General features: G+C 39.2%; 8 protein-coding genes. All 8 read left to right on the forward strand.

The window, feature by feature from the left end; genetic code table 11:
• Positions 1–46 precede the first annotated feature (46 nt).
• A complete protein-coding gene (rplL, locus tag HNQ35_RS11620) occupies positions 47–412 on the forward strand; it encodes a 50S ribosomal protein L7/L12 (protein ID WP_146938337.1) in 366 nt (121 codons plus the stop codon).
• Positions 413–495: 83 nt separating this feature from the next.
• On the forward strand, positions 496–1098 hold the full coding sequence (locus HNQ35_RS11625; protein ID WP_146938338.1) for a class I SAM-dependent methyltransferase: 603 nt from the start codon (positions 496–498) through the stop codon (positions 1096–1098).
• 459 nt (positions 1099–1557) lie between these two features.
• A complete protein-coding gene (rpoB, locus tag HNQ35_RS11630) occupies positions 1558–5094 on the forward strand; it encodes a DNA-directed RNA polymerase subunit beta (protein WP_146938339.1) in 3537 nt (1178 codons plus the stop codon).
• A gap of 110 nt (positions 5095–5204) precedes the next feature.
• Positions 5205–8813, forward strand: coding sequence for a DNA-directed RNA polymerase subunit beta' (gene rpoC, locus HNQ35_RS11635; protein ID WP_146938340.1), 3609 nt, complete (start codon positions 5205–5207; stop codon positions 8811–8813).
• A gap of 201 nt (positions 8814–9014) precedes the next feature.
• Positions 9015–9269 carry a 50S ribosomal protein L7ae-like protein gene (locus HNQ35_RS11640; RefSeq protein WP_146938341.1) on the forward strand — a complete coding sequence of 85 codons (255 nt, stop codon included), beginning with the start codon at positions 9015–9017 and terminating at the stop codon, positions 9267–9269.
• A 128-nt stretch (positions 9270–9397) separates the two neighbouring features.
• On the forward strand, positions 9398–9811 hold the full coding sequence (gene rpsL / locus HNQ35_RS11645) for a 30S ribosomal protein S12 (protein ID WP_146938342.1): 414 nt from the start codon (positions 9398–9400) through the stop codon (positions 9809–9811).
• Between the two features lie 29 nt (positions 9812–9840).
• Entirely contained in the window at positions 9841–10311 is a 471-nt protein-coding gene (rpsG, locus tag HNQ35_RS11650) for a 30S ribosomal protein S7 (RefSeq protein WP_146938343.1), read from the forward strand.
• Between the two features lie 48 nt (positions 10312–10359).
• Complete coding sequence (fusA, locus tag HNQ35_RS11655) at positions 10360–12438, forward strand: elongation factor G (protein WP_146938344.1); 2079 nt, start codon at positions 10360–10362, stop codon at positions 12436–12438.
• Positions 12439–12522 lie beyond the last annotated feature (84 nt).

Here is a 12522-nt window from a genome sequence, read left to right on the forward strand (position 1 = left end):
AGAATGTTATTAACAATGTATATAAAAAATAATAGGAGGAAATAACATGACACCAGAACAAATTATCGAAGCGATTAAAGAAATGTCTGTTTTAGAATTAAATGATTTAGTTAAAGCTATTGAAGAGGAATTCGGCGTTACAGCTGCAGCTCCTGTAGCGGTTGCTGGCGGTGCTGCTGGTGGCGATGCTGCTGAAGAAAAATCTGAATTTGACGTTGTACTTGAAAGTGCGGGATCATCTAAAATTAAAGTTATCAAAGTGGTTCGCGAAATCACAGGTCTCGGCTTAAAAGATGCGAAAGAATTAGTTGACAACGCTCCAAAACCAGTAAAAGAAGGCGTTGCGAAAGAAGAAGCAGAAGAAATCAAAGAAAAATTAGAAGAAGTTGGAGCAGCTGTAGAATTAAAATAATGCTACTCAATTAAAAAAAGCTCGTCGGATTACGGCGAGCTTTAAATTTACACCTATTAACGAATAAAAAGCAGGTGTTTATCATGACAAATCATTACTATTCCAATAAGCCCCAATCAAAAAGTTCACCAAAGATATGGAAATATCAACTACGCAAAAAGGAATTTACTTTTATAAGTGATACAGGTGTGTTTTCCAAAAACGAAGTCGACTATGGGAGTCGTCTTTTAATTGAACATTTTACCGAACCGTCAAGGCCGGGTGATATTTTAGATCTCGGTTGTGGGTATGGACCAATCGGTATAGCAATTGCTGCAAGCTTTCCTGATCGTAAAATAACAATGATTGACATTAATGAACGAGCGGTTAATCTTGCTAAAGAAAATATCCGAATGAATCAGATAAAGAATGCAGAAGCTTTTGTAAGTGATCGTTTTAAAGAGCTTCCCAATCGTTTATTTGCTACAATATTGACGAATCCTCCTATTCGAGCTGGAAAAAAGATTGTTCATGCAATATTTGAAGAAAGCAAGTCTTCCTTGTATACTGAAGGTGAGTTATGGGTCGTCATCCAAAAAAAACAAGGGGCTCCATCAGCGAAGAGAAAACTTGATGAATTATTTGGTCATGTAGAAGTCGTAACAAAAAGCAAAGGATATTATATACTAAGAGCGGTAAAAGTTTGACGTGACATACTTAGTATGATAATATTATTAAATGCTAACATGGGATTTCTCTTGTCAAGTCTTTTATGTGATTTTATATGGAAAGATATGAAAATGAGAAAGGTATAATCTAACTTAAATCGGAAACAATGATAAAATGGATGTAAATATTTGTTTTCCGATTTTTTATTCAATGCTTAATGATTCCTGTTAAATATCTTTTCTATTTTTAAGATAACGCATTAATCCATTATAAGCAAGATTATTATTTACTATTTTACGACCATTATTTGTATAAGGCAAGTTATTCTTTTGAAAAATCCTATTTAGCGTAGATGTTTTATTTAAGGTATATAGGTATTAAGAGAAACCGTGATGTATTAAATGCCGGTTTTTCTAAAATATATTATTCATTTTTGTATGTATACGTACAGGTACATAATTACATGCAAATAATGCGAGATTTGAGAGGTGAAGCAGTTGGCAGGTCAACTAGTTCAGTATGGACAACATCGCAAACGTAGAAGTTATGCTCGAATTAGTGAAGTGTTGGAGTTACCAAATTTAATTGAAATTCAAACCGCTTCCTACCAATGGTTTTTAGAAGAAGGAATGCGAGAGATGTTTCAAGATATTTCTCCGATTGAAGACTTCACAGGAAACTTGTCATTAGAGTTCGTTGATTATTCGATAGGTGAACCGAAATACCCTGTCGAAGAATCAAAGGAAAGAGATGTAACCTATGACGCTCCACTTCGAGTGAAAGTACGATTAATTAACAATGAAACTGGAGAAGTAAAAGAACAAGAAGTATTTATGGGTGATTTCCCGTTAATGACGGATACTGGGACATTCATTATCAATGGTGCAGAACGAGTGATTGTATCACAATTAGTACGCTCGCCAAGTGTTTATTACAATGAAAAAATCGATAAAAATGGTAAACGCGGACTATCAGCAACAGTGATACCAAACCGTGGTGCATGGTTAGAATACGAGACAGATGCGAAAGATGTCGTCTATGTTCGTATTGATCGTACGAGAAAACTACCAATTACTGTTCTATTACGTGCTCTTGGCTTTGATTCAGACGAGGAAATCATTGATTTAATAGGTGAAAATGAATACCTATTAAATACGCTAGAAAAAGATAATACCGAATCAACTGAGAAAGCATTGTTAGAAATATATGAACGTCTGCGTCCAGGTGAACCACCTACAGTGGAAAATGCTAAGAGTCTCATCATATCACGCTTTTTTGATCCGAAGCGTTACGATCTTGCGCATGTCGGTCGTTATAAAATCAATAAGAAGCTTCATTTAAAAAATAGATTATTTAACCAAGTGCTTGCAGAGCCAATTGTAGATCCGGAAACTGGTGAAGTACTTGCTCAGAAAGGCGATAAACTAGAACGGAAATTACTAGATAAAATTATTCCTTATCTAGAGAATAAAGACTCACTAATCGGTGAAGTCGTTCTAGATTCAGAGGAAGCGATTTTAGGTGAACCAGTTCACTTACAATCGGTTAAAATTGTTGACCCAACTGACCCAAGTGGAGAGCGTGTACTTCATGTCATTGGTAATGGGAACATCGAATCAAATGTTAAAAACATTACACCAGCTGATATACTTTCTTCCATTAGCTATTTCTTTAACTTATTGCATCAAGTTGGACACACTGATGATATTGATCATTTAGGGAATCGTCGCTTACGCTCAGTAGGAGAGCTATTACAAAATCAGTTTAGAATTGGATTATCACGCATGGAACGTGTTGTTAGAGAACGGATGTCAATCCAAGATACATCTAGCATTACACCACAGCAACTGATTAATATTCGTCCAGTTATTGCATCGATTAAAGAATTCTTTGGTAGTTCCCAATTATCACAGTTCATGGATCAGACGAATCCACTTGCAGAACTCACACATAAGCGTCGACTATCTGCTCTTGGACCAGGTGGTCTAACACGAGAACGTGCAGGGTTTGAAGTACGAGACGTACACTACTCACATTATGGGAGAATGTGTCCGATCGAAACACCTGAAGGCCCAAATATCGGACTGATTAACTCATTATCAAGCTATGCAAAGGTGAATAAATTTGGATTTATTGAAACGCCATACCGTAGAGTAGATCCAGAAACAGGTAAGGTAACAGGAGAAATTGATTATCTAACAGCAGATGAAGAAGATAACTACGTCGTTGCACAAGCCAATGCTCCTTTAGATGAAGAAGGATATTTTGCCGATGAGGAAGTTATTGCTCGTTTCCGTGGCGAAAATATTGAGGTGAAACGCAGTCAAATCGATTATATGGACGTATCGCCAAAACAAGTTGTTTCAGCAGCGACAGCATGCATTCCTTTCTTAGAAAACGATGACTCCAACCGTGCCTTAATGGGAGCAAACATGCAACGTCAAGCTGTTCCATTATTGGAACCTGAAGCCCCAATCGTTGGAACGGGGATGGAGTACGTGTCAGGTAAAGATTCAGGAGCTGCTATCATTTGTCGACATACTGGAATTGTTGAAAGTGTGGAAGCGAAGGAAATCGTCGTTCGCCGAATTTCTGAAGTAGATGGTAAAGAAGTAAAAGGTGATGTTGATCGTTACCGTCTAAGGAAGTATGAACGTTCTAACCAAGGTACGTGCTATAACCAACGCCCTATCGTCAAAAAAGGTGATCGCGTTGCAAAAGGCGAAATCTTAGCAGATGGACCTTCAATGGAAAATGGTGAATTAGCTTTAGGAAGAAATATTTTAATTGCTTTCATGACGTGGGAAGGCTACAACTATGAAGACGCCATTATTATGAGTGAACGTCTCGTTAAAGATGATGTATATACATCCATTCATATAGAGGAATATGAGTCAGAATCACGTGATACAAAATTAGGCCCTGAAGAAATTACAAGAGATATCCCGAATGTTGGAGAAGATGCTCTTAAAAACCTTAACGAACAAGGGATTGTTCGTATCGGTGCAGAAGTGAAAGATGGCGATATTCTCGTTGGGAAAGTAACACCAAAAGGCGTTACAGAACTATCTGCAGAAGAACGACTCCTACATGCCATTTTCGGTGAAAAGGCTCGTGAAGTTCGTGATACATCATTACGTGTACCACATGGAGCAGGTGGAATCGTTCTTGATGTGAAGATCTTTAACCGAGAAGATGGTGACGAACTTCCACCAGGCGTTAATAAACTTGTTCGCGTTTATATCGTTCAGAAACGTAAAATTAAAGAAGGGGACAAAATGGCAGGAAGACACGGAAACAAAGGTGTTATTTCCAAGATTTTACCAGAAGAAGATATGCCATTTTTACCTGATGGAACACCAATTGATATCATGTTGAACCCATTAGGTGTACCTTCGAGAATGAATATTGGGCAAGTATTTGAATTACATTTAGGGATGGCTGCTAGAAAACTCGGCATCCATGTCGCATCACCAGTATTTGATGGAGCGACAGAACAAGACGTATGGGATGCCTTAGAAGAAGCAGGCATGCCACGTGATGCCAAGACAGTACTATATGATGGAAGAACCGGAGAACCTTTTGATAATCGTGTCTCGGTCGGTGTCATGTATATGTTAAAACTAGCACATATGGTTGACGATAAATTACATGCACGTTCAACTGGACCGTACTCTTTAGTTACCCAGCAACCACTGGGCGGTAAAGCTCAGTTTGGTGGCCAACGCTTTGGAGAAATGGAAGTTTGGGCTCTTGAAGCTTATGGAGCCGCCTACACGTTGCAAGAACTACTAACTGTTAAGTCTGATGATGTCATTGGACGTGTTCAGACTTACGAAGCAATTGTTAAAGGTAATAACGTTCCAGAACCAGGCGTTCCAGAGTCTTTTAAAGTATTAATTAAAGAGTTACAAAGCTTAGGAATCGATGTAAAGATTCTATCAAGTGATCAAGAAGAAATTGAGATTCGTGAACTCGAGAAAGAAGATTCTCAAACGGCGAGTAAGCTTAACTTAGAATTAAACAATAAATAAGGATTGGTACCTTAAAAAAAGGAAAAAGCCATTGATGAATGAAGGGACTCCTTTATTCATCAGTGGTTTATGATATAAAGAAACCATACATTAAAAAGGGAGGTAGCCCCTTGTTAGATGTAAATAATTTTGAGTATATGAAAATAGGATTAGCTTCACCTGAAAAAATTCGTTCTTGGTCATATGGTGAGGTAAAGAAACCAGAAACGATTAATTACCGTACATTAAAACCAGAAAAAGACGGGCTTTTCTGTGAGCGAATTTTTGGACCAGCTAAAGACTGGGAATGTCATTGTGGAAAGTATAAACGCATCCGCTATAAAGGAATTGTATGTGATCGCTGCGGTGTTGAAGTAACGAAAGCATCTGTTCGTCGTGAACGTATGGGACATATAGAACTAGCAGCACCCGTCTCACATATTTGGTATTTTAAAGGCATTCCAAGTCGAATGGGTCTTTTGTTAGACATGTCCCCAAGAGCTTTAGAAGAGGTTATATATTTTGCAGCGTATATTGTTACAGAACCAGGAAACACACCGTTAGAAAAGAAGCAGTTACTATCTGAGAAAGAATACCGCTCTTATTATGAAAAATACGGAAACACTTTTACTGCGCAAATGGGTGCAGAAGCTATTCGGAAGTTGCTTCAGGATATTGATCTGGATAAAGAAGTGGCACAAATTAAAGAAGAGCTTAAAACTGTCCAAGGTCAACGTAGAACAAGAGCAATAAGAAGACTCGAAGTGCTTGAAGCATTTCGTAACTCTGGCAATGATCCGTCATGGATGGTATTAGATGTACTACCGGTCATCCCACCGGAGATCCGTCCGATGGTTCAGCTAGATGGTGGCAGATTTGCAACTTCAGATTTAAACGATTTATATCGTCGTGTTATTAACCGTAACAATCGTTTGAAACGTTTATTAGATCTTGGTGCACCAGGAATTATCGTTCAAAACGAAAAAAGAATGCTCCAAGAAGCAGTAGATGCTTTAATTGATAACGGTCGCCGAGGACGTCCTGTTACAGGTCCTGGAAACAGACCATTAAAGTCGCTTTCACATATGTTGAAAGGAAAGCAAGGCCGTTTCCGTCAGAACCTTCTCGGTAAGCGAGTCGACTATTCAGGTCGCTCAGTTATCGTTGTTGGCCCAAGTTTAAAAATGTATCAATGTGGATTGCCAAAGGAAATGGCACTGGAATTGTTCAAACCTTTCGTTATGAAAGAACTTGTTGATAAAGGGATTGCTCACAATATTAAATCAGCAAAACGTAAAATTGAACGGATGCATCCAGAAGTGTGGGATGTTTTAGAAGAAGTAATCAAAGAACACCCTGTACTTCTTAATAGAGCGCCGACATTACACAGATTAGGTATTCAGGCGTTTGAACCAACATTGGTTGAAGGTCGTGCCATCCATCTTCATCCACTCGTCTGTACAGCATATAACGCAGACTTTGATGGAGACCAAATGGCTGTTCACGTTCCGCTATCAGCTGAAGCGCAGGCTGAGGCACGTGTTTTAATGCTAGCTGCACAAAATATCTTAAACCCGAAAGATGGAAAACCTGTTGTTACACCTTCACAAGATATGGTTTTAGGTAACTATTATCTAACACTCGAAAGAGAGAATGCTATTGGTGAAGGCAAGGTCTTTAAAGATGCAAATGAAGCTCTAATGGCGTACCAAGCAGGCTATGTACATTTACACACGCGTGTAGCCGTTCGAGCGTCAAGCTTAAATAACGAAACCTTTACAGATGAGCAAAATGAGAAATTATTGATTACAACCATCGGGAAACTTATTTTCAATGAGATGCTTCCTAACTCATTCCCTTACATCAATGAGCCGACACGGACGAACTTAGAAGTACAGACGCCAGAGAAATACTTTATTGAACGTGGAGCAAATGTAGTAGAAGAAATAAAATCAAGAGAATTAGTAAAACCGTTCAAAAAAGGTTTCTTAGGCGATATTATCGCTGAAGTCTTTAAACGATTTAAAGTAAGTGAAACATCTAGAATGCTTGACTTAATGAAAGATCTCGGATTCCATTTTGCAACTGTTGCTGGAATGACAGTAGGGATTTCAGATGTTGTCGTCCTACCAGAAAAGGAAGAACTTCTCGATGAGGCACAACAAAAAGTAGACCGTGTTCTTAAGCAGTTTAGACGTGGATTAATCACTGAAGAAGAACGTTATGAACGTGTCATCTCAATTTGGTCTGATGTAAAGGATGTTGTTCAGGATAAATTAATGGCATCACTTGATCGACTCAATCCAATCTTCATGATGAGTGATTCCGGTGCACGAGGAAACCCATCTAACTTTACACAGTTAGCAGGTATGCGTGGTCTAATGGCTAATCCATCTGGTCGGATTATTGAATTACCGATCAAATCTAGCTTCCGCGAAGGTTTATCGGTGTTAGAATATTTTATTTCAACACACGGTGCGCGTAAAGGGCTTGCTGATACAGCGTTGAAGACAGCTGACTCAGGATATTTAACCCGTCGTCTTGTCGATGTCGCTCAAGACGTTATTATTCGCGAAACAGATTGTGGTACAGATCGCGGTTCTAAAGTTTCAGCTATTACTGAAGGAGCTGAAGTGATTGAACCGTTATATGATCGTTTAGTCGGTCGAACCGCCTTCGAGGAAGTGACCCATCCTGAAACAGGAGAGGTCATCGTAACGATTAATGAAATCATTACAGAAAACCAAGCTAAACAAATTGTAGAAGCCGGTATAGAAACGGTTACAATCCGGACAGTCTTTAATTGTAATACACGTCACGGAGTGTGTAAGAAATGTTACGGACGCAATTTAGCAACCGGTGCTGAAGTTGAAGTTGGTGAGGCGGTCGGAATTATTGCTGCTCAATCAATCGGAGAGCCGGGTACACAGCTTACTATGCGTACATTCCATACAGGTGGAGTAGCAGGTGATGACATCACTCAAGGTTTACCACGTATTCAAGAATTGTTTGAAGCACGTAATCCTAAAGGAAAAGCAACGATTAGTGAGATTCACGGCTTCGTTCATGAAATTATAAGTGAAAAAGACAAACAAGAAATTGTTGTAAAAAGTGAAGTTGAAGAACGAACATATTCTGTCCCACTAAATGCTCGTCTAAAAGTTTCTGTCGGCGATGAAGTGATTGCTGGACAGGAATTAACAGAAGGGTCAGTCGATCCGAAAGAACTTATCAAAGTTCAAGGTGTAGAAGGTGTTCAAGACTACTTGCTACGTGAAGTTCAACGTGTATACCGACTTCAAGGTGTAGAAATTAGTGACAAGCACGTAGAAGTTATGGTACGTCAAATGCTACGTAAAATCCGAGTACTTGATGCAGGAGAAACAGATGTACTACCAGGATCATTAATGGAAATACATCAATTCAAAGATGCGAACCGCAAAGCTTTAGAAGAAGGAAAGCAGCTCGCGGTAGGAAAACCTGTATTACTTGGAATTACAAAAGCATCATTAGAAACAGATTCATTCTTATCGGCTGCATCTTTCCAAGAAACAACTCGTGTTCTAACAGATGCAACAATCAAGGGTAAAGTCGATGAATTACTAGGTCTAAAAGAGAATGTTATTATCGGTAAACTCGTTCCAGCTGGGACGGGAATTGAGCGCTACCGTAAGATTCAAGCACCTTCTTTTGACGAAGTTGAAACAGAAGAGACAGACGAAGTAGAAGAAACCGTTTAATAATAGTAAAGAAATATGTCCAGCAAGAAACAAGTCTTTTCTAGTTTCTTGCGGACATCTTTACTACTCTTTAATAGCAGATTAAATGTTTGTAAAAAATACGGAAAAAACCGATATATTCAGTTGACATTAAAAAAAGAGAATGATAATATATTCAAGGTGATTCCGTTTTACTATGTGTTGCTTTGGAGGATATAGGGAATGTCTTATGAAAAAGTAACTCAAGCAAAATCGCGTTTAATTATTGGAACAAAACAATCGCTCAAAGCTATGAAAAATGGCGATGTGAGCGAGGTGTTTATAGCTGAAGATGCTGACCGAAAAGTCACTCAAGGGGTCATTGATTTGGCAGAAGAATTAAGCATTCCATGCCATTATGTTGACTCTAAGAAGCGATTAGGTCAGGCATGTGGAATTGAAGTACACGCAGCAACAGTTTCCATAAGAAAACCTTAGTTTTGGTGGGTGTTACCACGAAAGCTTTGTTTTTTACCAAAAGATGAACCACCTGGATGTGTGGCATTAGAAAAAGCCCATTTAATCTGGTTCAAATGAATGACAAAAGGAAAGGAGGAGCCGATAAAATGCCTACAATTAACCAATTAATTCGCAAAGGTCGTAAGAGCAAACCGAAAAAATCAGACTCACCTGCTCTTAGCAGAAACTATAACAGCTTTAAAAAACAATTTACACGCGTTAACTCCCCACAAAAACGCGGGGTATGTACACGTGTAGGAACATTAACACCTAAAAAGCCGAACTCAGCATTACGTAAATATGCGCGTGTTCGTTTATCTAATAACATGGAAGTAACTGCATACATTCCAGGAATTGGTCACAACCTCCAAGAACATAACGTTGTTTTATTACGTGGAGGGCGTGTTAAAGACTTACCGGGTGTTCGTTATCACGTTGTACGTGGTGCATTGGATACTGCAGGAGTCGAAGGACGTATGCAAGGACGTTCTAAATACGGTGCTAAAAAACCGAAAAAATAAACTAATAGAGACAGAAGGGAGGATTTTACATGCCACGTAAAGGTCCAGTGCCAAAGAGAGATGTATTACCAGATCCGGTGTACGACTCAAAGTTGGTCACTCGTTTAATCAACCAAATTATGATAGATGGTAAACGAGGAAAGGCACAGAAGATTTTATATAAAGCATTCGAATTAGTTAAAGAAAAAAGCGGTCAACAACCGATGGACGTTTTTGAAGAAGCAATGAAAAACGTCATGCCAGTATTAGAAGTACGCGCACGCCGTGTTGGAGGTTCCAACTATCTTGTGCCAATGGAAGTACGTCCAGATCGACGTCAAGCATTAGGCTTACGCTACCTTGTAAATTATGCTCGTCTACGCGGGGAGAAAACAATGGAAGAGCGTTTAGCTAATGAAATTCTAGATGCTTCTAATAATACAGGTGCAGCAGTGAAAAAACGCGAAGAACTTCATAAACAAGCAGAAGCTAACAAGGCGTTTGCTCACTATCGCTGGTAATGAGTTAATTATTTATAGAACAATAAAGAATAGGAAGGAGAAAGAGATATGGCTAGAAAGTTCTCCTTGGAAAAGACGCGAAACATTGGTATTATGGCACATATTGATGCTGGTAAGACCACTACAACAGAGCGTATTCTTTTCTATACAGGACGCATTCATAAGCTTGGTGAAACACATGAAGGTGCTTCACAGATGGACTGGATGGAGCAAGAACAAGAGCGCGGAATCACAATAACATCCGCAGCAACCACTGCTGAGTGGGACGGCCATCGTATCAACATCATTGATACACCAGGACACGTAGACTTCACAGTTGAAGTTGAACGTTCACTTCGTGTACTTGATGGGGCAGTAACTGTACTTGATGCACAGTCAGGTGTTGAGCCGCAAACAGAAACTGTATGGCGTCAAGCGACAACATACGGTGTACCAAGAATTGTCTTTATTAACAAAATGGATAAAACAGGAGCAGACTTTTTATTCGCAACAAGCACATTGAGAGATCGCTTAGGAGCGAATGCTCATCCTGTACAACTTCCAATCGGTGCTGAAGACCAATTCGAGGGAATCATTGATTTAATTGAAATGGAAGCCCATTTCTATTTAGATGATCTGGGAACTAAATCAGATTCTGGAGAAATTCCAGCAGAATATAAAGACAAAGCGGAAGAGCTTCGTGAATCATTAGTGGAAGCTGTCGCTGAATTAGATGAAGAATTAATGATGAAATATCTAGAAGGCGAAGAGATCACAAACGATGAACTTAGAGCTGCTATCCGTAAGGCAACATTAAGTGTTGAATTTTATCCAGTATTCTGTGGTTCTGCTTTTAAAAACAAAGGTGTACAGCTATTATTAGATGGTGTTATTAACTATCTACCAGCTCCAACAGACATCCCTGCTATTAAAGGGATTGTTCCTAAGACAGAAGAAGAAGTAGAACGTCCAGCAGATGATAACGCACCATTCTCAGCCCTAGCGTTTAAAGTTATGACGGACCCATACGTTGGTAAACTTACATTCTTCCGTGTATATTCTGGTACACTGGATGCAGGTTCATATGTCCAGAACCCAACGAAAGGTAAGCGTGAGCGTATTGGACGTATATTACAGATGCATGCGAACCACCGTGAAGAGATCCCAACTATTTACAGTGGAGAAATTGCGGCAGCTGTAGGTTTAAAAGATACAGCAACAGGGGATACATTATGTGATTCGAAACATCCTGTTATTCTTGAATCAATGGAATTTCCAGAGCCAGTTATTTCTGTAGCTATTGAACCTAAAACTAAAGCAGACCAAGATAAGATGGGAATTGCTTTAGGTAAGTTGGCGGAAGAAGACCCGACATTCAAAACAGAAATGAACGCCGAAACAGGCCAAACAATCATTTCTGGAATGGGAGAACTTCATTTAGACGTTATTGTTGATCGTCTAAAACGTGAGTTCAAAGTTGAAGCTAACGTCGGTGCACCACAAGTTGCATATCGTGAAACATTCCGTAAAGCAGCAGAAGTGGAAGGTAAATTTATCCGTCAATCTGGTGGTCGTGGACAGTATGGACATGTTTGGGTGAAATTCGAACCACTAGAAGAAGGCGCTGGATTTGAATTTGAAAACAACATTGTCGGTGGGGTCGTTCCACGCGAATACGTTCCGGCTGTTGAACAAGGTATTCAAGAAGCAATGGAAAACGGTGTTCTAGCTGGTTACCCGCTTATCGATGTAAAAGCTTCATTATTCGATGGAAGCTATCATGACGTTGACTCGAATGAGATGGCATTTAAAATTGCAGCATCTATGGCATTAAAGGCTGCAAAAGATAAATGTGATCCAGTACTACTTGAGCCGATGATGAAAGTTGAGATCGTCGTTCCTGAAGAATACATGGGAGATATCATGGGTGATGTCACATCACGTCGTGGCCGTGTAGATGGAATGGAAGCTCGTGGTAACGCACAAGTTGTAAGAGCGTTTGTACCACTTGCAGAAATGTTTGGTTATGCAACAGCACTTCGCTCTAATACGCAAGGTCGTGGAACATACACGATGTACTTTGATCACTATGAAGAAGTGCCAAAAAGCATTGCAGAAGAAATTATTGAGAAAAACACAGGTGAATAATTGATTTTTTCGCCTATGTCAAGTATAACTTTTAGTAAGACTTAGATTTTCTAAGTTTAAATAAAAAATTATTCTTTTCATATT

Origin of the sequence: Cerasibacillus quisquiliarum (assembly GCF_014202495.1) — a bacterium.
In the GTDB taxonomy this organism is placed as follows: Bacteria; Bacillota; Bacilli; order Bacillales; family Amphibacillaceae; genus Cerasibacillus; species Cerasibacillus quisquiliarum.